Source organism: Phascolarctobacterium succinatutens, assembly GCF_958453765.1.
GTDB classification, from domain to species: Bacteria; Bacillota; Negativicutes; order Acidaminococcales; family Acidaminococcaceae; genus Phascolarctobacterium_A; species Phascolarctobacterium_A succinatutens_B.
On record NZ_CAUDZA010000023.1, the window covers coordinates 1 to 21,551 of the forward strand.

General features: G+C 48.6%; 22 protein-coding genes. 1 reads left to right on the forward strand and 21 read right to left on the reverse strand.

Going from position 1 to position 21,551, the window contains the following annotated elements; translation table 11 throughout:
* Positions 1-248: 248 nt before the first annotated feature.
* From Q7Q81_RS08645 to Q7Q81_RS08740, 20 genes are all read right to left on the reverse strand, one after another.
* Positions 249-926 (reverse strand): heparan-alpha-glucosaminide N-acetyltransferase domain-containing protein, encoded by a 678-nt coding sequence (locus Q7Q81_RS08645; protein WP_293724795.1) that lies wholly within the window; start codon positions 924-926, stop codon positions 249-251.
* A gap of 285 nt (positions 927-1,211) precedes the next feature.
* Complete coding sequence (rsmA, locus tag Q7Q81_RS08650) at positions 1,212-2,063, reverse strand: 16S rRNA (adenine(1518)-N(6)/adenine(1519)-N(6))-dimethyltransferase RsmA (RefSeq protein ID WP_304275349.1); 852 nt, start codon at positions 2,061-2,063, stop codon at positions 1,212-1,214.
* Positions 2,060-2,602 carry a ribonuclease M5 gene (rnmV, locus tag Q7Q81_RS08655; protein WP_304158648.1) on the reverse strand — a complete coding sequence of 181 codons (543 nt, stop codon included), beginning with the start codon at positions 2,600-2,602 and terminating at the stop codon, positions 2,060-2,062. Before rnmV ends, rsmA begins: the two co-directional genes overlap by 4 nt.
* 15 nt (positions 2,603-2,617) lie before the next feature.
* Positions 2,618-3,586 carry a 3D domain-containing protein gene (locus Q7Q81_RS08660; protein ID WP_293387884.1) on the reverse strand — a complete coding sequence of 323 codons (969 nt, stop codon included), beginning with the start codon at positions 3,584-3,586 and terminating at the stop codon, positions 2,618-2,620.
* Between the two features lie 148 nt (positions 3,587-3,734).
* Positions 3,735-4,481 (reverse strand): tRNA1(Val) (adenine(37)-N6)-methyltransferase, encoded by a 747-nt coding sequence (locus Q7Q81_RS08665; protein WP_304275351.1) that lies wholly within the window; start codon positions 4,479-4,481, stop codon positions 3,735-3,737.
* Positions 4,456-5,298, reverse strand: coding sequence for a PSP1 domain-containing protein (locus Q7Q81_RS08670; protein WP_021720771.1), 843 nt, complete (start codon positions 5,296-5,298; stop codon positions 4,456-4,458). Before Q7Q81_RS08670 ends, Q7Q81_RS08665 begins: the two co-directional genes overlap by 26 nt.
* A 6-nt stretch (positions 5,299-5,304) precedes the next feature.
* Positions 5,305-6,330, reverse strand: coding sequence for an ATP-binding protein (locus Q7Q81_RS08675; RefSeq protein ID WP_304275352.1), 1,026 nt, complete (start codon positions 6,328-6,330; stop codon positions 5,305-5,307).
* Position 6,331: 1 nt separating this feature from the next.
* Entirely contained in the window at positions 6,332-6,967 is a 636-nt protein-coding gene (gene tmk, locus Q7Q81_RS08680) for a dTMP kinase (RefSeq protein WP_304275353.1), read from the reverse strand.
* Positions 6,968-6,977: 10 nt separating this feature from the next.
* Complete coding sequence (locus Q7Q81_RS08685) at positions 6,978-8,426, reverse strand: aminotransferase class I/II-fold pyridoxal phosphate-dependent enzyme (RefSeq protein WP_304275354.1); 1,449 nt, start codon at positions 8,424-8,426, stop codon at positions 6,978-6,980.
* 191 nt (positions 8,427-8,617) lie between these two features.
* A complete protein-coding gene (locus Q7Q81_RS08690) occupies positions 8,618-9,397 on the reverse strand; it encodes a TatD family hydrolase (protein WP_277270831.1) in 780 nt (259 codons plus the stop codon).
* Positions 9,398-9,400: 3 nt separating this feature from the next.
* Positions 9,401-9,991 carry a hypothetical protein gene (locus Q7Q81_RS08695; RefSeq protein ID WP_304222757.1) on the reverse strand — a complete coding sequence of 197 codons (591 nt, stop codon included), beginning with the start codon at positions 9,989-9,991 and terminating at the stop codon, positions 9,401-9,403.
* 120 nt (positions 9,992-10,111) lie between these two features.
* Positions 10,112-12,073, reverse strand: a complete 1,962-nt coding sequence (gene metG / locus Q7Q81_RS08700) for a methionine--tRNA ligase (RefSeq protein WP_304275355.1) — start codon at positions 12,071-12,073, stop codon at positions 10,112-10,114.
* Complete coding sequence (rsmI, locus tag Q7Q81_RS08705; protein WP_368502126.1) at positions 12,066-12,953, reverse strand: 16S rRNA (cytidine(1402)-2'-O)-methyltransferase; 888 nt, start codon at positions 12,951-12,953, stop codon at positions 12,066-12,068. The genes metG and rsmI overlap by 8 nt, the downstream gene beginning before the upstream one ends.
* 112 nt (positions 12,954-13,065) lie before the next feature.
* Positions 13,066-13,629, reverse strand: a complete 564-nt coding sequence (locus Q7Q81_RS08710) for a hypothetical protein (RefSeq protein WP_304275359.1) — start codon at positions 13,627-13,629, stop codon at positions 13,066-13,068.
* A gap of 104 nt (positions 13,630-13,733) precedes the next feature.
* Complete coding sequence (locus Q7Q81_RS08715; protein ID WP_304275361.1) at positions 13,734-15,080, reverse strand: MATE family efflux transporter; 1,347 nt, start codon at positions 15,078-15,080, stop codon at positions 13,734-13,736.
* 144 nt (positions 15,081-15,224) lie between these two features.
* Positions 15,225-15,989 (reverse strand): fumarylacetoacetate hydrolase family protein, encoded by a 765-nt coding sequence (locus tag Q7Q81_RS08720; RefSeq protein ID WP_304275362.1) that lies wholly within the window; start codon positions 15,987-15,989, stop codon positions 15,225-15,227.
* Positions 15,986-16,774 (reverse strand): histidinol-phosphatase HisJ family protein, encoded by a 789-nt coding sequence (locus Q7Q81_RS08725; RefSeq protein WP_304275364.1) that lies wholly within the window; start codon positions 16,772-16,774, stop codon positions 15,986-15,988. Before Q7Q81_RS08725 ends, Q7Q81_RS08720 begins: the two co-directional genes overlap by 4 nt.
* A gap of 176 nt (positions 16,775-16,950) precedes the next feature.
* Positions 16,951-17,556, reverse strand: a complete 606-nt coding sequence (locus tag Q7Q81_RS08730; RefSeq protein ID WP_304275365.1) for a DUF1847 domain-containing protein — start codon at positions 17,554-17,556, stop codon at positions 16,951-16,953.
* A 119-nt stretch (positions 17,557-17,675) separates the two neighbouring features.
* Positions 17,676-18,920 carry an OmpP1/FadL family transporter gene (locus Q7Q81_RS08735; protein WP_304275367.1) on the reverse strand — a complete coding sequence of 415 codons (1,245 nt, stop codon included), beginning with the start codon at positions 18,918-18,920 and terminating at the stop codon, positions 17,676-17,678.
* A 94-nt stretch (positions 18,921-19,014) separates the two neighbouring features.
* Positions 19,015-19,839: a hypothetical protein gene (locus Q7Q81_RS08740; RefSeq protein WP_293389099.1), complete on the reverse strand. Its 825-nt coding sequence runs from the start codon at positions 19,837-19,839 to the stop codon at positions 19,015-19,017.
* 224 nt (positions 19,840-20,063) lie between these two features.
* On the opposite strand from Q7Q81_RS08740, the gene Q7Q81_RS08745 reads away from it, so the two are divergent.
* A complete protein-coding gene (locus tag Q7Q81_RS08745) occupies positions 20,064-21,140 on the forward strand; it encodes an acyltransferase family protein (RefSeq protein WP_304275370.1) in 1,077 nt (358 codons plus the stop codon).
* 78 nt (positions 21,141-21,218) lie between these two features.
* On the opposite strand, the gene Q7Q81_RS08750 is transcribed toward Q7Q81_RS08745, so the two are convergent.
* Positions 21,219-21,548 carry a winged helix-turn-helix transcriptional regulator gene (locus Q7Q81_RS08750; RefSeq protein WP_304275372.1) on the reverse strand — a complete coding sequence of 110 codons (330 nt, stop codon included), beginning with the start codon at positions 21,546-21,548 and terminating at the stop codon, positions 21,219-21,221.
* Between the last annotated feature and the right edge of the window lie 3 nt (positions 21,549-21,551).

Consider the following 21,551-nt stretch of genomic DNA (forward strand, 5'->3'; position numbering starts at 1 on the left):
AAACCGACCTCCTAAAATTAGATTTTTAGGTCTAACTTTAGGGGGTCGGTTCAAGCTGCGGAGGATTTTCTTCTTTCTCTCTCGTTAATTATGAGTCCGGGGACATTAGCTTTGTTGGGACATTGGCTAAAAGCATGGGGTGTTAAAGGTTAAGAAGAAATAAGTAGAGGGATAACACCATATGCAAACAAACTTGATAACCACGAGATTTTCTATGCAAATTGACTTTTAAAGAAAGGCTTTTTTAGTTAGCTCAGCTTTTTCAGATAAGCTTGTCCTTTTTCATGCTCGGACATAAACTGGAACAGGTAGAGGCCGCACAAGAATAAGAAGATGTTAGGCAGGAAAGGCACATACTCCAGCGAGACAAAATCTGCACCGGGCAGCCCCAGCCATACGTTCCAGTCACCGTACAGGAAGGACGGCAGATGTCCAATTATCTTACCTTGCCAGATGATCACGCCATCAGTAAGATGCCTGGTCAAATCATAGGCTATTGCAGATAACAGCCAACCGCAGGAACCGGGAGACTTCTGCAGCCACCAATGAATGGGCTGTACTACCAGATATGCAAGACCAAGGAAGGTAAAGATGCCGAAATAAATGGGATGCTGCGGTGTGAAGATATAGGTGCAAAGCGAAATCGCAGTGCCTACACCCAAAAGGCCCAATCCCCATTTGAGGTAATTGCTGCCCTGGCTAAATGTCATACCGCACAGAACCACAATGCTCCACAGCGTCAGCCGCTGCCACCATACATAATCCCAAGCAGGATTAGTACCCTGAGCTACATTGATATTATACAGGAAGTAGAAAACTGCCAGATTCAGGAAGGCTGCAGCCTTGAGTGCATTCAGCACACGATACTGCTTCTTTGCTGTTTTTGTTTCTGACTGCTCATACATTTTTGCTAATAACTTTTCCATAATACTTACCTCGCTTTCATCGTGGGAGGTGAAGCGCCGCGCAAACCTTAGGGAATATTTATTATTCCCTGTAGTTATAATATAAACTATTCTGTCAGAATTTTCAAGAGGTCAAGTTATAACGTTTGGGCATGTGGTAATTAGTTTTATATAAGTTATGCTTTATTAGAATATTAATAATGCATCGCGGGAATAACTATGCCCTGAAAAAGCCAAAAACAGCAGAGAAACTGTAAACATCATTACACTTTCTCTGCTGTTTTGTAACCTAGCTTTTTTTATTTTTTACTTTTCTACACTAAAGGTATTAGTTAATGCCGCAAAATCCTCCAGGCTGAGTGTTTCCGCTCTGCGCTTGCCGTCTACGCCGGCACGCTGCAGCCACTGCGCACACTGCTCGGAGTTGATGCCCATATTCTTCAGCGAATTGCTGAGCATCTTGCGTCTGAGGGAGAAGGCTGCCTTAACCACGCGGAAGAACAACGCTTCGTCGCACACCTTTACCGGCGGCTCGGAACGGCGCTTGCACACAATAACAGCCGAATCAACAGCCGGTGCGGGGATAAACGAGGTCGGCGGTACAATAAACGCTATCTCAGGCTCGGTATAATACTGAATAGCTACCGAAAGCGCACCATAATCTCTGCTGCCGGGTTTGGCAGCCATGCGTTCGGCAACCTCCTTCTGAACCATAGCAACTAAGCGCTCCATGGGCAGGCGCTTTTCCAACAGGGCAAAAATAATCGGCGTAGTAATATAATACGGCAGGTTAGCGCACACCTTAAAATCCGGTGCTGCCACCGTTTCCATAATATTTACCTGCAGGATATCGCCATTGACGATGCGAACATTGTCATAGCCCTCCAGCGTAACATCCAATACCGGCAACAGGCGTTTATCCAGCTCTACCGCCACAACATCGGCACCGCTTTCTGCCAGTCCCTGTGTCAGCGTACCGATACCGGGACCTACCTCCAGCACCTTATCTGCAGGGGAAAGCTCTGCTGCCTCTACAATACGGCGCACGATATTTTCATCAATCAAGAAATTCTGCCCCAGCTTTTTATCGGCACGCAGTTTAAAGCGGTGCAGAATATGATTCGTTACCTGGGGAGAAGCAATAACCGGTTTATTCACTCTTCACTCTCCAATTTTTCTAAAGCAGCCGTAAATTCTTCACGGCTCACACCATAATGATTCAGGCGTTCCAAAAAGCGTTTGGCATTGCCATAGCCTATACCAAGCTCGGCACCAAGCGCATCACGACGCATGGAAGCACTCTCGCTGCCGTTCAGATTATTTTGGAATAAATCGCGCATGGTAAATTCCTGCTGCGGGCGATATTCGTGGTGACGCACCTTAGCCAGAGCTTCCAAAATCGCCTCCGGCTGCGCCTGCTCCACGCCTACGTCATTATTGGCAGTTGCCTGACGCTTAGGAATAAACGCCTGACCTGCTTCTGGAAAGCGTTCCGTCAGGAAGCGACGAATGCGTTCTCCCGCGCCGTCAGGATCAGTCAGGATAATTATCCCGCGTTTTTTATACGCCGCCTCTATCTGGCGCAAAGTATAGGGGGCCAGCGTAAAGCCGCCGGTTTCGATAGTATCGGCCTCCAGCGCCTTACCGATTGCCACCGTATCCATTTTTCCTTCTACTACGAGCACTTCCTTAAGCATTAGATAAATTCCACCTTAATCAGCTAAAATATAAATATCTACATCGCGTCTGCCCCACTGGATAGCACGATGATAATCATTAAAGAACAAATCTACTCTGTGGTGAACCATATCGCCACCGGTATCACCGGCCATAGCGATACCATAACCGGGGATATACATTTTTGTATAATACGGAATAAAGCGCGGGTCAACAGCCACAATGCCTTCATACGGAACAAGACCGATAGAAGTACGGCTGCCTGTTGCTACATAAGCAGAGGCATGCGCACTGATTTTTTTCGTATAGCGCTTATAGCCCTCAGGAGTATAGACGCTCATCGCCATACCCTTGCGGATAACCTTTGTTTCCGGCTCAATCAGCACATGACGCGTCAGCTCCTGTACGGAATGACTGCCATCACCGTTTTTCACCTTTTTGGAAACAACCTTCGCTGTACCGGCCTTGCCTTCAACATGTATCTTTTCCGTACCGAAGTTCAGACTGTAATCGTCCTCATACTTCACCGGAATATCTACACTAGCTTCACTGAACTGCAGCTCCTCATCGGCATTCAAAATATAAACCTGCATGCCTTCCTTAAACGGCTCATGCACATCCGGATAAACACGCTCCTTTTTGTAGGAGATGCCCAAATCCTTCAGCGCCTCGCCTACAGTCGGCTTGCAGCTTTTGTATTCTACCGTTTCATTGCCACGGATAACAGTAAAGGGCTTGCCGCGCAGTACCTCAATCACACTGCCGTTCTGTACCCTTTTGGTATTCTGCAGCTTCCAGCCATCGCCCTTCTCCAGGACAATGCCGGCCTCCTGCAAAATTTTGCCAGGCTTTACTGCATTAGTACGCACTTCCTTGGTCTGACCATCATAAAGAATGGTCACCTGCTGTGAAATATCAAAACCGGTCAGGAAGGGTACCATCAGCATAAGGATAACGGCAGATAATAAACAATTTAAATGTAATCTGCATATATGCTTAATCATAAAAACCTCCTTAATCCGATAATTATTTTAACATAAAACAGCAGGAAGCGTCAAATCCGTGACATTTACAGCATTTTCGCGTATCTAAAATGTATAATTTGTTAGCATATAGACTACTTATATTCTAACATTTTCCCGTCCATTGAGATTATTTAACAGCAGGCTCATAGAATTTTTTCACCTGCTCCGTATAACTGCCATCCTGATTATACATAATCAGCGGCGGCAAAACATCCAAGCCGTAGCTGCCGCCCTTCTGCATTTCCATCAGGAAAATCCAGGCAGGCTTATCAATTTTGGAATGCACCCATTGCAAACGCTTCGGCTGCAGGCCATATTTCAGCGCCAGCTGCATGCTTTCGGCAAAGCGCTCCGGCAGCTGCACCAAAGCAAAGCGTCCGCGATAGCGCACAGCAAAGGCCGCCGCCCGGAAGAAATCCTCCAGCGTCGAGGTAACCTCATGGCAGGCAGCAGTGCCTACCTGGCGCACGTTACCACTGTTGCGGTAGGGCGGATTGGCAGCCACCAGATCCATGCTTTCCGGCTGCAGCAGCTGCTTGTAATTGCGCAAATCACCGTCTATGACAGTAAATTTATCCTGCAGGGAATTATCCGCAACGCTTTGGCGTACCAGCTTTGTTACCTGCGGATTGCAGTCCAGCGCCGTCACCTCCGCGGCGCCTCTGCTTTCCAGCAGCATACTTATAGCACCGGTACCGCAGCCCAGCTCCAGTACCTTGGCCTTACGCACAACATGCGGAAAGTTGCCTAAAAACACAGCATCCGTAGTATAGCAGAACTCTTTGGCATCCTGCCAGATTTTATAACCGCAGCCCGGCACATAATCACAGCGCAGGCTGTTTTCCTGCTCAGACATTGTCAGCTTGGGAAGCATCTACAAGCTCTTCCCACTCCACCTGAATAGTATTATCCGGAGAAAGCTGTACAGCAGCGGTACGCTCCTTTCGGTTAATGCCTACTACCTTGCCTTCGCCCATAGTAGTCACTACCTTGCTGCCCATCTTGGGAATTTCAATACGCTCACGACGACCGCAGCCGTTGCAGCCGTGCTTGCAGTACATATGGTTTTCATACTTCAGGCAGCACATCAGACGACCGCAGATGCCGGAAATCTTCGTCGGATTCAAGGACAAGCTCTGGTCCTTGGCCATGCGGATAGATACAGGCTCAAAGTCGCCCAAAAAGGTTGCACAGCACAGCGGGCGGCCACAGCTGCCGATACCGCCCAGCATCTTGGCCTCATCACGCACACCGATCTGGCGCAGCTCGATACGGGTACGGAAAACAGCTGCCAAATCCTTAACCAGCTCACGGAAGTCAATGCGTCCGTCAGCAGTGAAGTAGAAAATAATCTTATTCACATCAAAGGTAAACTCTACGTCAATCAGACGCATGGGCAGACCATGATTTTTGATTTTGCGCAGGCAGATATTGAACGCTTCCTTTTCACGGATTTTGTTTTCTGCCAGCTTCATGTCATCATCGGCTGTTGCTTTACGCATAACCGGCTTGAGCGGGGAAACAATCTGCTTGTCTTCTACCTCACGCGGTCCGATAACAACCTCGCCGTATTCCACACCGCGAGCTGTTTCTACAATAGCGAAATCACCCTTTGCTACACCTGTTTCCGCAGGGTCAAAATAATATATCTTGCACGCTTTTTTAAAGCGAATGCCTACTACTGTCGGCATAAATTATCACTCCTTATAAATTTTATCTATTTTAAGCGCCATGGTTTCCAATGCCGTTTTCATACCGACACTGCTCACCAATGCGTCATATGCTTCCTGTACAATCACTAAAGCCTGCTTCAGCGCCGACAGCTGCCAACCGCTGCTCTGACTTTTAAGCTCATCCAGTAAATCTATATTATATATTCTATCATAAAGCTGCAATTTGCACATCATTAAATCGCGCAACAGCAGCTGCCACAGCTGTACAAGCAGCAGTGCCTGCTCACGCTGCAGCTTTTTGTCCAGCCAGCTGCGGCCGGCCAGATAATTCATCGGCATCGCCAAGGGCAAAGCCTCCAAAAAGGCTGCCGCCTGCTTACGGCATTCAAATACATCCAGCTGCCCCTTGGCTGCAGCTAAATTCAGCGCCAAGCCTATTGAGCCTTCACTAATACGTGCCAATACTGCGGCCTTGGCAGGCTCTATCTGCCTTGCCTGCAGCGCCTGCTCCACCAGCTGCGGCTCGATTGCCTGAAAGCGCAGCTGCACCACGCGCGACATAATAGTCGGCAACAGCCTGTTGACATTGGCTGCCAGCAAAATAATCACCCAGCCGGCCGGCGGCTCCTCCAACAGCTTCAAAAAAGCATTGGCTGCGGCGGGAACCATGGTATCTGCATCCTCAACAATGCACACCCGCGTCGGTGACATCACCGGTGCCAGCGCCGTTTTGGCCGTCAGCTCCCTGATCTGGTCGATAATAATCGTATCTCTTAAACGGTCCTTTTTGTCATCCCATTCATGCTTTACCAACACAAAATCAGGATGGCTAAGATTCCCGTCATGCAGATTCATCAGCCTGCAGGCCTCACAGCCGTCTGTGCCGTTATGCTGAAAGCACAGCAGTGCCTTGGCAAATTCCAGAGCCAGCGTGCGCTTACCCAAGCCGGCTGCACCGCTGAAAAGCAGCGCATGCGGACGCTCCTTGGCCTGCAGATAGTTCTGCAGAAATTTTTTCTGTTCTGTGTGGCCGATAATATGCTCCCACATTTTATTTCTCTCCGCTGATTACTCTGCCGATTGCCTGCAACACCTTCGCATTAACCTCCTGCTGACTGCCTAAGGCATCAATCACCTGAAAACGCTCAGGCTCCTCCTGAGCTAACTCCAGAAAACCTGCACGCAAGCGCTGTTGAAACTCCAGTCCCTGCTGCTCATAACGGTCCTGCACACCACGCTGCTGGCGACGCGCCAGCAATTTTGCCGGGTCGGCATCAAAAACAAGCGTCAAATCAGGCTCCAAGCCTCCGGTAGCAAAAGAGCCCAACCGGCGCAGCTGCGCAATCTCCTCCGGAGTTTTGCCCTGCGCCAGTCCCTGATAAACCAGTGTTGAATCATTGAAGCGGTCACAGATAATAATCTTGCCTGCTTCCACCGCCGGACGCAGCAGCTTGTCGACATGCTCGCTGCGTGCTGCCAGATACAGCAACGTCTGCGTTGTCGTCGTCAGCGGCAGCTCCGGATCCAGCACCAAAGCGCGCACCTTTTCGGCCAGCTGTGTGCCTCCGGGCTCGCGGCTTTCCAGTACATCATAGCCCTGTTCGCGCAAGGCCTGCGCTGCCAAATGCTGCTGGGTAGTTTTCCCGGCTCCGTCTATTCCTTCAAATGTAATAAAAAATCCTCGCATTTTATTTACCTCAATCCGCAATAACACGTATCGTTTGCAAGCTGCTGTCTGCAGGTCCGCTTACCGGCAAGCCAAGCTCCTTCTGCGCACGGCAGTAGGCAATAATCTCTTCCGTTACCAGCTCACCCGGCAGCAGTACCGGTATTCCCGGCGGATAAAAGCTCACCTGCTCGCCGCAGATTTTACCTGCAGCCTCTGCCAAAGGCACCTCCTTTTTCGCACGATAGAACACGTCGCGCAAGGGCAGAACTGCCTGCGTCTGCGGCACCTTCGCTGCCGCTGCCAGCTGCAGCGGCGCACGCTTCTGCGCCTGCATTTTATCCAGTACAGCGGCAATCCTTGCCAACGCCTCGTCATAATCCGTAGTAACATCTGCATAGGTCACCAAAAAGAGTACATTATAGGCATCTACAAGCTCAACAGCAACTCTTGCCTCACGGAAAAGCTCACCAACCTCTACGCCGGTATAGCCCCAGGCTGCAAAGTTGACTGTCACCTTCGTGCTGTCCAGCTGCAGTCCGCCGCAATCTGCCGTCTCCATTACACGCAGGCCGCTATAGGCTGCACACAGGCTGCGCAGCTTGGCAGCAGCCTGTACAGCCGCCGCTGCCATCTCCTTGCCGTAGACCTGCACCTGCGCTCTGGCAGCATCCAGTGATGCCATCAGCAGATAGTTGGGACTTGTCGTCGTCAAAATGCTCATCACATCCGCCGCACGCTGCAAATCAAGATACGCTCCCTGCACATGCAGCATACTGCACTGCGTCATCGCACCCAAAATTTTATGCGTACTCTGAGCACAGGCATCAGCACCGCACTGCAGAGCGGACGGCGGCAACAGCTCACTGAAGCCAAGATGCGGTCCATGCGCCTCATCCACCAGCAGCACTGCATTATGCGCATGGCAGCAGTCGGCAATTGCCCATACATCTGCCGCTACACCGTAATAATTGGGGCTGGTCAGCAGCACCGCTTTTATTTTGCTGTCCTGCACCAGCGCCGCCTCTATCTGCTGCACTGTAACCTGCATCTGAATACCGAACTCCGGCTGATACTCCGGCTGCAGATACACTGCTTCGATACCGCCCAAAACAAGTCCGCCGGCAACACTGCGGTGCGCATTGCGCGGCAGCAGCAGCTTTTCTCCGGGGTTCAGCGCTGTCAGCAGCATGGCATGAATCGCCTGACTTGTACCGTTGACTGCCCAAAAGCAGGCATCACTGCCGTAGGTTTGCGCTGCCAGCTCTTGCGCTTCTTTAATATAGGTTTCCGGCTCGTGGATATCGTCCAGCTCGCTCATCAGCGACACGTCCATCTGCACGCTGCCACCCAGCTCCTGACGCAGCAAGCGCTGCATGCCGCGTCCTCCCTTATGTCCGGGAGTATGCAGAGGATAGACGTCCTCACTTTTATATTGCAGCATCGCCTCTATCAAAGGCATGCTAATTTTATCTTTCATTATTTGCTCCCTCCGGCAAAGCTAAACTAATTTAGTACATCATTATATTTTAACATATTTAGCACTGCAGATATAGCTTTAAAGCAGCCATCAGCACAAATTTATTCTTTACACTGCGCACGTCTGCACAAAAAAGAGAGGCCTGTACATCACAGTACCTCTCTGAGTTTTTGCCGTAAGCAGCCTTATGCTTATTTTATCTTTTTAAATAATCTTTTGGTATTCGCCGTGGCAATTGCCGCCAGCTCCTCAAACTCCATTCCCAGCACCTGCGCCGCATTACGCGCCGTGTATTCCGTATAGCCGGGATTATTACGCTTGCCGCGGAACGGTACCGGTGTAAGATAAGGGCTGTCGGTTTCAAACAGCAGCAGCTCCTTAGGAATATACTGCATAACCTCACGCACCTTCTGCGCATTCTTATAGGTAGACGTACCGCCGAAGCCAAAGTAATAGCCACGCTTAGCCAGCTCCTTCGCCATCTCCAGCGAGCCGCTGAAGCAGTGGAACACTGCCTGTACGCCATGCACTTCCTTCTGGAACAGCTCCAGCATATCGCCGTGCGCATCTCTGTCATGAATAATCACCGGCAAATCAAACTGCTTAGCCAGATCAATCTGCTCTAAGAAAATACGCTTCTGTACCTCCTTAGGTTCGTTTTCCTTCCAGTAATAATCAAGACCGATTTCACCGATTGCCACTACCTTCGGGTGCTGCGCCCACTCTGCCAGCTGCTGCAGATAATCGGCTGGAATACCCTTTAAATTTTCCGGATGCCAGCCAACCGCCGCATAAATAAACGGATACTTTTCCGCCAGCTCCACCGCAACAGCACTGCTGGCAGCATCACAGCCGGGATTGACGATGCCGTCCATATCCTGCTCCAGCTGTGCAATCAGCTGCTCTCTGTCCTCATTAAACGCTTCGTCATCTAAATGGGCATGCGAATCCCACAAACCAGTTCTGCTCATAATCTACCTCACATTCACAAAAAAGTTCAGATACAGCTGCAAAAACAGCAGCATGCTGAACAAAATATAACGGAAAACCGCCGCCTTACGCGAATAATATTCGCAGCCCGGCAGATAAAATTCCTTGGGATTTTGCGGATTATAAATAATTTTACGCGGCAGCTTCAGCGTAAAGCCACGCTCCAGCACGTCGCCACTCTTTTCCTTCGTTCCCTTGGCTTCGTTCAAGGCCTCGCTGTATTCCTTATCACCGACTTTATAGGTAAAAACCGGACACAGCTGCTTGCCACGGCTCCAGCTGCTCTTGTAGCCGGTAATCACCGCGCGCACATCTTCAGTGCAAAGATTGCTCAGCTTAGGGAAATAATTCTTCGTAAAAATGCAGACAATGCCATATAAATAAATCAGCAGCGCCAGCTTCAGCGTCCAGGCCATACCCTTGAACATGTAGAAGTCATAACCGGGATAATGCTCTCCCAGCCATGCATGCGGCAGGATATAGGGCACCATGCTGCTGAGCAGCACTAAAATCATACTGATGCCTATAAAAATATACGGTCGCCAGAACAAGCGCGAAAAAAGCTTTTCGGACACTGATAAGTCCCCCTTCCAAAACAAAAGACAATATGTTAATAGACGAAGAGCAGGCACTCCTCAACCGCTAAAACGTATCAGAGTGACTGCTCTAAATCTCAGAGTGCGTCAAGCACTTTTTTATTTTACACGACTGCCGGAAGCAAGATTTTGCGGGTCAACAAGAGCCAGATTGCCCTGTCCGTCGGAAGCACACAGCAGCATGCCGAAGGATTCGATACCCATCAGCTTAGCCGGTGCCAGGTTTGCTACAACAACAACGTTTTTGCCTACCATCTGTTCAGGCTCATAGTATTGGGAGATGCCGCTGACGATAGTGCGTACCTCATTACCGATTTCTACCTGCAGCTTGAGCAGCTTTTTGGATTTTTTAACCTTTTCTGCTTCCAGAACCTTGCCTACGCGCAGGTCAATCTTCTCAAAATCAGGGAAAGCGATTTCCGGTTTAATCGGCTCCATAGCAGGCTTTGCTTCTTCTGCCGGAGCAGGTGCGGGAGCTGCAGCCTTATGCTCATAGCGTTTGCCGCCGATGATGGTTGCACCGTCTTCGGTAACCTCGATACGCGGATACAGAGGCTCGCCCTTGCAAACCTTAGTGCCGTTTGCCAGACCGCCCCACTCAGCGTCTGCCAGCAGGAACTGCTCAGGCACAGCCAGGCCAAGCTGGGTGTAAATCTTCGGGCTGGTGGTCGGGATGTACGGGCTGATTAAAATAGCTACGATACGCAGGGTTTCAGCCAGGTTATACATAACAGTCTTCAGACGGTCAGCCTTAGCCTCGTCCTTAGCCAGAATCCACGGAGCGGTTTCGTCGATATATTTGTTGGCGCGGCTGATTAAAGCCCATACGCCTTTAATCGCAGTGTTAATTTCCATGTTGTCCATAGCCTTAACATAGTTAGCTACGGTTTCTTTAACGAGAGCCTTCAGCTCATCATCAATCGGTTCGTTGGCACCGGTATCGGCAACAATTCCACCATGATATTTTTCAATCATGCTTACGGTTCTGTGCAGCAGGTTGCCCAGGTCGTTGGCCAAATCTGCATTTACACGGGTAATCAGTGCATCACGGGAGAAGTTGCCGTCGCTGCCCAGGTTGATTTCGCGCAGCAGGAAGTAGCGGATAGCATCAGCGCCGAACTCATCAATCAGGGCCAGCGGGTCGATAACGTTGCCCTTGGATTTGGACATTTTATCGCCGTCAACTACGAGCCAGCCATGACCGTAAACCTCTTGCGGCATTTCCAGACCCATAGCATGCAGCATAATCGGCCAGATAATGGTGTGGAAGCGCACGATTTCCTTGCCTACCAGGTGCAGGCTTGCCGGCCAGTATTTGTGGAAGAAGGCATCATCGGTGCCGTATTTAATGCCTGTCAGATAGTTCAGCAGAGCATCGAACCATACATAAACAACATGTTTTTTGTCAAACGGAACAGGAATGCCCCAGTCAAAGGTGGTACGGGTAATGCACAAATCCTCCAGACCTTGCTTAACGAAATTGATCATCTCGTTGCGGCGGCTTGCCGGTTGGATAAAGTCCGGATGCTCTTCGATGAATTGCAGCCACCAATCCTGGTATTTGCTCATTTTAAAGAAGTAGCTTTCCTCTTCCATCTCCTCTACCGGACGATGGCAGTCGGGGCAGCAGTGGTTTTCATCCAGCTGACGCTCCAGCCAGTAGGATTCGCAGGGTACGCAGTACAGGCCCTTGTAATTTTTCTTATAGATATCGCCCTGCTCATAAATTTTTTGCAGTGCGTCCTGAACAACCTTATGATGACGCTCCTGGCTGGTGCGGATAAAGTCATTGTTGGAGATATTCAGCTCTTTCCACAGCAGCTTGAAGTTAGCAATAATTGCATCTACATACTGAATCGGGGTTACGCCTTTTTCCTTAGCCTTACGTTGGATTTTCAGACCGTGCTCGTCACTGCCGGTCAGGAAGAATACATCTTCACCCTTCAAACGGTGAAAGCGTGCCAGGCTGTCAGCGATAGTTGTGCAATAGGCATGGCCTATATGCAGATTGTCACTCGGATAATAAATTGGTGTTGTAATATAATAACTCGGTTTAGTCATTGTCAGACCCATCTCCTTCAGAAATTAGTTGATTATATAGCTCCCGTTTGGGAATTTTACGTTTTTTTGCTACCTGCGCCAAGGCAGCCTTCTTATCTACGCCATCAGCCATCAGTTTGCGCACCTCGTCAAGAGGTTCAAGCTCCTCCTCGGCTACAGCGAAAGCACCATCGCCGGCACCAAGCACCAGGCAGAACTCTCCGCGCGGCGAATTGGCCTCCAGCCATTCCAGACAGCCGCTGACCGTGCCACGGTAGAATTCCTCATGCAGCTTCGTCAGCTCGCGTGCTGCCGCCAAAGGACGGTCGCCCCACGCAGCCAGGATATCCTTCAGCACCTCCACAATCCTGTGCGGTGCTTCGTAAAGAATAATCGTCGCAGGAATATGCTGCCATTGCTCCAGCTGCTCGCGTCTGTTACGCTTACTCTTTGGTAAAAAACCGCCGAAGAAAAACGGATACGTCGGCAGACCGCTGGCAATCAAAGCACATAAAGCAGCGTTGGCACCTGGTACAGGCACCACTCTGATACCATGAGCAATCGCATCATGCGCCAAAGCTTCACCGGGATCAGCAATTCCCGGAAAACCTGCGTCGCTTACAAGAGCAACATTTTTGCCTTCCAGCAGCTGGCCTAAAAGATATTCGCCCTGCTTATCCTTGCTGTGCTCATCATAACGCACCAGGCGTCCTTTGATGTTGAAGTGATTTAAAAGCTGCAGCGTATGACGTGTGTCCTCCGCCGCAATCAAATCTGCCTCCTGCAGCATACGCAAAGCGCGCGGTGTCATATCCTCAAGATTACCGATAGGTGTAGCGCATAAATAAAGTGTTCCATATATATTATTTTGCTCTGCTGTCACAGCTCCGCCTCCTATCATTTAACGGTGGTCAGCAGGTGCAGTACATACTAACCCATAATATATTAATTTTATCACACACAGCGTGATAAATAAAGAAAAAACGCGTAACTTTCGTTACGCGTTCAGCTTATCAGTAAAAAGCTCGGCCGGATTTCCAACCGGGTGTAAATGTAGACTCGATAACAGCACATTTATTATTATAGCTGTCTGCCAGCCAGGAAGGATAATCAAAATACCAGGTATTCCAATATTCTCCGTTGATAAAGCACTTTTTGTAATAAATCCTGTCATTTTCCAGATAGGAAATAACGTACCAGTCATCACCCTTGGCCTTATAGGCAGCGTTCGGATGATTTTGGATATCCATATTATATTCATCAGCCAGCGTCATGCCCATATTATGACCGCCGCTGACAGTAAAGCCGGAACCATATTCATCTTTAAAGATGCAGCCGTCGCCATTAGTGCTTTCGAATGCCTGATTAAAGTTTGCCGAGAGATTAATCTCAAAGGCAAATCTTTCATTGATATAACGATAATAATCGGGATTATCCGTTGTAAATACTTTGACGTACTCTGCTGTTCCTTCACTGGGCTCATACCATTGGTTCTTTAAGAAAACAGCACTCGCCGCCGATACGGTAGCAGTAAAAATAAACATCAGCATCGACAGAAGCAGCAAGATCTTTTTCATAGCATTCACCATCCTTAAATGTATTCTCTGCACTTTAATTGTAACCTGCCAAAGTTTTTTTGTCGAGCTTAATTTTCTAAAAATTGACTACTTCTGCTCAGTATTCAGTCAACAGGCGTGTATTTCTTTTCCAGCAGACGTACAAAATAATGATAGGCCGCAAACACAAAAATCGCACAGCTGATCCAGGAAATCGGCTCGGCCATACAGATGCCCTCATAACCAAAGGGCACACTGAGATATATTGCCGCGATAGAACGCATTATCAGTTCAACCACACCCGAAAGCATAGGAATCATGCTTACGCCCATGCCCTGACAGGCGTTACGATAAATAAAAATCTGACTGAGGAAGAAGTAAACAGGCACAGTATACAAGATATAAAGATGTGCTGCCTGCATAACCGTCGGTGACGGATTATCCAGGAAGATGCCGATAACCTCTTCGCCGAAAGCAAAGACCACAACTGCGGCAAACAAGCTGAAGGCCAGCGTCAGCAGCGAGCAGCGGCGAACCGCATCACGGATGCGGTCAAAGCGGCGAGCACCGAAATTCTGCGCGGTAAACACAGCCATAGCAATACCGAAGGAAATCATCGGCTGCAGCGCCAGCTGCTCCACGCGCATTGCCGTAGTAAAGCCGGCAATCTGATCACTGCCGAACTTGTTGCAAACTGACTGCAGGATAATAATACCAAGTCCCAAAACGGAGAACTGCACCGCCATCGGCAGGCCCATACGCAGATGCGCCCACAGCTCCGGCCAGTCCAATCGGAAGTCGCTGCGATGAATATGCAGCTGCGGAAAGCGCTTGTAAATATAAATAACGCACAGCACCGCCGAAAAGGCCTGCGCAATAACCAAAGCAAAGGCGCTGCCCGGCACGCCCCAGCCGAAGCAGATGATGAAAACGAGCGCCAGAATAATATTCACTATCGAAGAAATAATGAGAAAGTACAGCGGCGTTTTGCTGTCACCAAGGGAACGCATAATACCGGACAAAAGATTATAAGCCATCATCGCCAGCAGACCGTCGACGATAATCATTACATAGGCATAGGCATCCTCCATCAGCTCCGGCGGGATATTCATCATCACCAGCATCTGGTCGATAACCAAATGCATAATCCCCATAATGAGCAAAACGAAAAATAAGCTCAACACAACGCAGGTAGCAATGCTGCGGCGCATTCCCTGCATATCCTGCGCACCGTAGCGCTGTCCCGTAACAACAGTAAAGCCGTTGCTGAGACCAATCGTCAGCACCATCGTCAGCATGAACAGCGGCGACACCGCGCCAACAGCAGCCAAAGCATTCACGCCAATCGTCCGCCCGACAATAACAATATCGGCAATATTATACAGCTGCTGAAAAACATTTCCTATCAGAAGCGGCACCATAAAGGGAATAATCAGCTTTAATGGTGCGCCTTCAGTCATATTCTGAAGCATAAAAAAAGAACCTCCTTTAGCTGCTCTCTCCCAAGCAGCAGTATCAGTCCGGTATTACAATATATATCACTGACTTATCAGTCAAAATATAGCACAATCAAGAAAAAAATACAAGACGTGCAGCAACACACGTCTTGTAAAATCTTATTCCATAACTACTCTATTGGAAATCTTGCCAATACCCTCGATTTCAACGGTGATTTCATCACCCTCATTTAAAAGCCCGGCACCAACCGGAGTACCTGTCAAAATCAGATCACCGGCATCCAATGTAAAGCTCTGAGAGATGTAGCTCAAGATTTCATAGGGATTATAAATCATATTGCTCGTGCGCGCATCCTGCTTAAGCACACCGTTGACATAAGAGCGGATGGATAAATCGCTGGAATCCAGCTCCGTTTCCAGCCACGGTCCCAAGGGACAGAAGGTATCAAAGGATTTACAGCGCAGCCACTGGCGCTCCTTGCGCTGCAGGTCGCGGGCCGTAACATCATTAGCACAGGTATAACCCAAAATATATTTAGGTACATCTTCTGCCTTAACATTCTTCATCCTCTTTTTCACAACAATGCCCAGCTCCGCGCCAAAGGCCAGCTCCTGCACCTGCTTCGGCCAGATGATATCCGCACCTGTACCGACAACGGTATGCGCAGCCTTAGAAAAAATACTCGGCTCGCGCGGAATTTCTACACCGAATTCTGCCGCATGCTTCTGGTAATTAAAGCTGACGCAGATAATCTGCTTCGGTACGCAGGGTGCCAGCAAGCGTACATCACGCATAGCAAAGGTTTCGTCCGTTATCTGCCAATATGTTTCCAGAGAACCATATACGCAACGGATAACATCGCCGTCAATAAAGCCTATACGCTTGTTGCCTGTCCGCAAATCCTCAAAACGCACGCATTTCATTTTAACCCCTCCATAATCTGCATCCTTCTCGCTTTAAAATAAACAGGTGTCAGTTCTGCCTGCGCCGCCAACGCCAGCGCCTCCTGCAATCTGCGCCCCACATGCTCCTTATAATGGGCGTCACTGCCAAGAGTGCAGTATTTGCCGCCAAGCTCACGATAACGCTTGTACAGCGGCAGCAAGCCTGCTACCGCAGCAGCATCATCCAGGCGACGTGTATTGATTTCGATAGGCTTATTCTGCTCAATCAAAAGTAAAAACAGCTTATCGAATAATTCCGGTGCATCCTGCAGGCGCAGCTCACGCTCCGCTCCCTTATACGGCCAATAACGGCAGATATAGTCAATATGCGCAAATGCATCAAAATCTCGCTCCTGCTCCAGACAGGTAATCGCATCATGCAGAAATTCTTCTACAATCTGCTGACGCGTGCGTCCCTTGTAGCAGGTCTGCTCGTATAAATCACGGCCGCCGATGCAATGGATAGAAGCCAGCACATAGTCAAACGGATGAGCCTGTGCCACCTTTTTATCCTCAGCCGCAGTATGTGTCTGCATGCCTATTTCAATGCCCATCAGCACCTTATCGCTGCTCAGCGGCTGCAGACGTGCAAAATATTCATCTATATCAAAGATAAATGCTTCCGGATTAGTCGGATAATCATAATCCCAATGCTCTGTAACCGTTATACCAATCCCTTGCTCAGCGGCTGCGCCGATGGCATCAGCAAATTTCATTTCGCTGTCGCAGGAATAATCACAGTGCATATGTGTATCAAATATCATTTAGTGTACCTTCCTTCCGTAAATTATATTGTATCAAATTGCAATAAAAAAGCAACGGGGAAAGGCAGGATTTTTTCACCAATTAACGAGAAAATTACAAAGTAGTTAGCAGGGAGTAATCCAAGAGAAAATTTTAATTGTTCTCCGAGATTACTCCCTGTAAAAATCAATGTATTTTATACCTCACTGTCATCCATAATGCCCAGCTTGCGCTTCCAGTAACGGGAATAAATAGCTCCCAACGGATTGTGAGCCAGCAGGCGGTCCTTAACTACCAGATTCGTTACCGGACCTTCGGCATTCATATTGAAAATAGCATCGTGACCAACGCATAAGCCGCAGGAAATGTACAGCTCAACGCCCTTTTCTGCCAGGAATTTTGCCTGGAACTTAGGATTGCACATTGCCTCATGCTCCAGCTCCGGCTTAACCTGCTTCAGTCCCAGCTCTTTTTTGGGGAAGCTGCAGTTTTTGCAGCATACGCTGTAAAACTCAAAACCCTGCTGCTTAAAATATTTGGCAATATAGCGTGCTTCCGCATTCAGACCGATGCAAAAGGACATGCCCAGCTTTTTATAGCCCATAGCTTTGGCAAACTCCGCAGTTTCCTGCAGACGGCAGATATTGCTGTAGAACGTGCCTTCAACGTAGGCAGCAGCCTGCATGAGCTTCAATTCTTCCTCGGTATAGGCTTCCTTGACAGCCTCCAGGGACACGCCTGTGCAGTTAACACCCTTGGTGTAGCAGGCATGTGTAGGACAATTAGCGCAATCACATTTCATTTTACATTTCTCCTTTCGCCAATAACCTTATTAAGCCTATTGTAGCATAAACAGCAGACATATTAAAAGAGCTGCCACACTTTTTCGTGCAGCAGCTCCGGTAAAGCTAAAATATGAAATTAGAATTTACGTTGGTAGGAAATAGAAGCAATCTTGGTAAAGCTGTCGTAAGCATGAGCGCTCTTATAAGCATCGGTAGCATGACCTGCAAAATCCAGATTGCCGACATCCATCCAGCCCAAAGCAACAGCAACGGTCTGTTTCTTATCGTTGTAACGGGCACCGATGGAATAGGTACGACGCAGACCGGTCGGAACCATGAAGTCACCGCCATTGTAAGGAATAGAAGATTCATCGAAAGCAAAGCCTGCCATAGCTGCATACTTATCGCTGAAGTTGTGTTCTAAACCGATAACATAACGCCAGCCGCTCTCCCAATTTTTAGCAGAATTAACATCAGAAGGCAGCACACCGGGAACACTAGGATTGGATAAAGAAATATTCAATGCATCATAGGTACTCCAGTTGGTACGTGTTGCTTTCAATTCCAAACGGGTTTTCTTATCAAATTTGTGGTTATAACCGATATCCCAGCTGTCCGGCAAAGTTACTACGCCATAAGCGTCAGCAGTAATTTTACCGCCGGTTGCAGGATACATTTTAAAGTCTGCTTCTAAGGAGTGAGTAATACGGCTGCGATAAACTACACCGATTTCGTTTTTATCATCAAATGCATAGTTGGCAGCAGCATTCCAACCTAAAGCATAGCTTTCGCCTTCTGTCTGCGTTGCACCAACATTCATTTGAGCAACCGGATGATAAGAATTCTTCTGCAGCTCCAGACCGACATAGTTGATTTCCGCACCAACTGCTGCGCTCCATTTTTTGTCGAACTTGTGCGCATAGGTCGGAGTAACGCTGACACCGTTCAGTTTAGAGAAAAATGCATTAGTAGATGCCTTGCTGGCACGCTCAAACTCAGATACCATGGCAAAGCGCGGGAAAGCGCCGATGCCGAACCATTCTTTATCATTAATCTGCCTTACGTAGTAGCTGCCTACTGCCCAACCGGCATGAACAACGTTTTTGCCGTCCTCAATTTCTTTGCCTGCACCATCATACAGCTTATAGTTGCCGTGCGGGCTCAGATAAGTGTAGCTGCTCTTCATTATCTCACCCTTTACTTTGGTGATAGAAGCAGGGTTGTAAGCCACGTTTGCAGCATCGTCCTCAGCAAACATGCGCGCACCGCCCATAGCAACGCCTTCAGCAGACCATTCGTTAATAGCAAAGCCTTCAGCGCCTGCTACCTGGGGTGCCAGCAGTGCTGCAGCTAAGCCTAAAGCCAAAAAGTTTTTATTCATATTAGTACATCCCTTCTCACATTTTTATTACCTGCTACTAATTGTAACAGATTCGTGAAAAGTGCGTACAAAATCTTTTAATCGCTCGTTTTAATTACTTAATTAAACTTTGAAAAGAACCCTTTTCATCCGGCTCCTCGCCGGCAGCCTTCGCTGCCTCGCGACGTGCAAAGTTACGCTCCTGCAGGCGGCGTACATCCTCCAGCGTCGGCACATTATCCTTCTCCCACGGCTGGTACTGAATCGTGGTGCAGTGATGATACATAGCATATCTTTCCTTAGCATCTGCTGCAGCCTCGGCCTCAGCAAGAGCCTTCTTGGCAGCCTCGTTCACCGGGAAGGATTTGTAGGCATCTGCCAAAAGCAGCGCAGCCTTAGCATAATCGCCCTGCTCCGCCATGCTTTCCGCAATAAACTTCAGTGCGTGGAAACGGTACGGATTAACACCTTCCACAGCCTTTTCCGCCTCCAGCATGGCTCTCGCCTCGCTCAATGCAGCATCCTCGGCGCCGCAGGAACGCTGCAGCTCCAGTCTGCGCGCCCAGATAGCGCCACGATCTGCACTGCGGAAAACCTTCTTATACTCACGGCACAGTCTGTAGGCTTCATTCAAATAAATAATCGGTGCATCACCGGTACCGGTCAGACGCCAGACGATTTCGGCAATATCACGCAGGCACAGCACCTTATGCTCCGCCTCGCTGAGACCAAACTCCGGCGCATCCTCCATATCCGGCTGCACATCCTTCACGGTTGCCAGCACCGCCATAGCGCCCTCGATGTCCTTCAAAATCATCAGCATACGTCCTACGTTGCTGCGGCATTTCCAATCATCATAATCGTTTATCAGATTCAACGGTATCGGGTAATCACAGCTTGCTACCTTCTGTACATAACCTTGCCATTCCTGTTTTTCCATTTCAGTATCCTCCTCAATCTGTTATATATTCTATTCAAATTATCTGCGTTGCCGCTGTCTTTGTCAAGCGTCAACCTGCGCAGAAGTTATAATATTAATGCTTATATGTTATCTGTCGTAGCTTATCAACCTTTTATATTCCATTTGGTTATAATGTAAATGCTTAATCGCTATTTGACTATAAAATTTAAAGTAGTACAATAACTCTACTAGAGAGAAAGAAGATGTATAAAACTATGAGCTTCCCCCTATTGTTACGCGGCTTCGTAGTGCTGGGTGTCATGCTGATGCACACCACCTGGTACTTCAGCCACGCTCACGCGGAATCGTGGGTTACTATTTCCGAAATGCTGTTGGACATTATCTCCCTCTTTGCCGTACCCCTGGTAATGTTTGTTTCGGGATATATGTTCATCAGCCACAATCGCCATGCCGATTATTACAAGTGGTCCTTCTTCCGCAGAATGTTCCTGTCGGTACTTTCGCCGTATTTGCTGTTTTCGTTGCTGTACCTTGGCGGTGCCTGGTTCTTCAGCAACGCCAGCTTCACGCTTAAGCAGGCAGCTTATCTTATTATCACCGGCAGCAGCGCCGTCCATATGGCATTTTTCCGTGCGCTGTTTGGCTTTTACGCCATCTATCCACTGCTGTTGCGTTATTTTAACCGTTGTCGCCTGCATCACAGGCTGCACCGCTTTATTATTCAGGTAATCCTGCTGCAGCTGTTCTGGAAAATCTGCAACAATATCAGCTACAGCAATCAGGCAGTTATCCTAACGCTGGAGATTACCACCTTTCTGCGTTATATCGCCTACTTCTCCTTCGGTATGCTGGCTTATATCTACCATAAAAAAATGCTGCGCTGGATTGACACCCATCACGTTCTTTTGATGACAGGCTTCATCCTGAATCTGATTTTAATTGGCGGCTGCTGGTTTGCTAAATACTACCTGCATATCCTGCCGCTGTTGGAATTTGTCTGCTTCCCGCTCAACCTGTTTTTGTACAGCATCATTATCGCTATGCTCTTCCGTTACGCCTGTACCCTGGAATCACAGGACAGTCTCAGCAAGCGCTTTATGATGTATCTTGGCAACTATTCCTTCGGTTTATTCTTGATTCACATCATCTACATGTATGTCGGCAGCGAGTTGCTTACATTGTTGCACTTGTCACCGCAGCAGCTCTGCTTTTATCCGCTGCTATTCATCATTATGCTTAGCCTCAGCCTGCTGACCATGGAAGCATTGGCGCGCGTTTCCTGGGGCCATTATTTCATCGGCCATGTAAGCCGTCTGTAAAAAGTTTTCTTCTTGTTCCCCATATATTGAAAAACACCACTTGCGTTTGCAGGTGGTGTTTTTGCTTATATCCTCAAATCAAAATCTCTTCTTATACGCCTCGCCCCAGTCACGCATAGCCTCCAAAACAGGCTGCAGACTGTAACCAAGCTCAGTAAGCGTATATTCAACACGTGGCGGCACCTCAGCATAAACCTTGCGCGTCAACAGGCCGCTGGCTTCCATCTGCCGCAGCTGTGATGTCAACACCTTTTGGCTGACTCCGTCCAAAGATTTTTTCAATTCGCCAAAGCGCTTTGTTCCCGTCAAAAGGTCACGCAAAATCAGCACCTTCCATTTATCACTGATTAAGGTCAGTGTAGTTTCTACCGGACAAGCCGGTAAAGCATCAATCATTTCATGCAACATTTA

Coding starts and splice junctions, on each gene's coding strand:
- Q7Q81_RS08645 (WP_293724795.1), bottom strand. CDS start 926: ATGGAAAAGTTATTAGCAAAAATGTATGAGCAGTCAGAAACAAAAACA.
- rnmV (WP_304158648.1), bottom strand. CDS start 2,602: ATGCTTAAGGAAGTGCTCGTAGTAGAAGGAAAAATGGATACGGTGGCA.
- Q7Q81_RS08660 (WP_293387884.1), bottom strand. CDS start 3,586: ATGATTAAGCATATATGCAGATTACATTTAAATTGTTTATTATCTGCC.
- Q7Q81_RS08665 (WP_304275351.1), bottom strand. CDS start 4,481: ATGCTTCCCAAGCTGACAATGTCTGAGCAGGAAAACAGCCTGCGCTGT.
- Q7Q81_RS08670 (WP_021720771.1), bottom strand. CDS start 5,298: ATGCCGACAGTAGTAGGCATTCGCTTTAAAAAAGCGTGCAAGATATAT.
- Q7Q81_RS08675 (WP_304275352.1), bottom strand. CDS start 6,330: ATGTGGGAGCATATTATCGGCCACACAGAACAGAAAAAATTTCTGCAG.
- tmk (WP_304275353.1), bottom strand. CDS start 6,967: ATGCGAGGATTTTTTATTACATTTGAAGGAATAGACGGAGCCGGGAAA.
- Q7Q81_RS08685 (WP_304275354.1), bottom strand. CDS start 8,426: ATGAAAGATAAAATTAGCATGCCTTTGATAGAGGCGATGCTGCAATAT.
- Q7Q81_RS08690 (WP_277270831.1), bottom strand. CDS start 9,397: ATGAGCAGAACTGGTTTGTGGGATTCGCATGCCCATTTAGATGACGAA.
- metG (WP_304275355.1), bottom strand. CDS start 12,073: ATGACTAAACCGAGTTATTATATTACAACACCAATTTATTATCCGAGT.
- rsmI (WP_368502126.1), bottom strand. CDS start 12,953: ATGATAGGAGGCGGAGCTGTGACAGCAGAGCAAAATAATATATATGGA.
- Q7Q81_RS08710 (WP_304275359.1), bottom strand. CDS start 13,629: ATGAAAAAGATCTTGCTGCTTCTGTCGATGCTGATGTTTATTTTTACT.
- Q7Q81_RS08715 (WP_304275361.1), bottom strand. CDS start 15,080: ATGCTTCAGAATATGACTGAAGGCGCACCATTAAAGCTGATTATTCCC.
- Q7Q81_RS08720 (WP_304275362.1), bottom strand. CDS start 15,989: ATGAAATGCGTGCGTTTTGAGGATTTGCGGACAGGCAACAAGCGTATA.
- Q7Q81_RS08725 (WP_304275364.1), bottom strand. CDS start 16,774: ATGATATTTGATACACATATGCACTGTGATTATTCCTGCGACAGCGAA.
- Q7Q81_RS08730 (WP_304275365.1), bottom strand. CDS start 17,556: ATGAAATGTGATTGCGCTAATTGTCCTACACATGCCTGCTACACCAAG.
- Q7Q81_RS08735 (WP_304275367.1), bottom strand. CDS start 18,920: ATGAATAAAAACTTTTTGGCTTTAGGCTTAGCTGCAGCACTGCTGGCA.
- Q7Q81_RS08740 (WP_293389099.1), bottom strand. CDS start 19,839: ATGGAAAAACAGGAATGGCAAGGTTATGTACAGAAGGTAGCAAGCTGT.
- Q7Q81_RS08745 (WP_304275370.1), top strand. CDS start 20,064: ATGTATAAAACTATGAGCTTCCCCCTATTGTTACGCGGCTTCGTAGTG.
- Q7Q81_RS08750 (WP_304275372.1), bottom strand. CDS start 21,548: ATGTTGCATGAAATGATTGATGCTTTACCGGCTTGTCCGGTAGAAACT.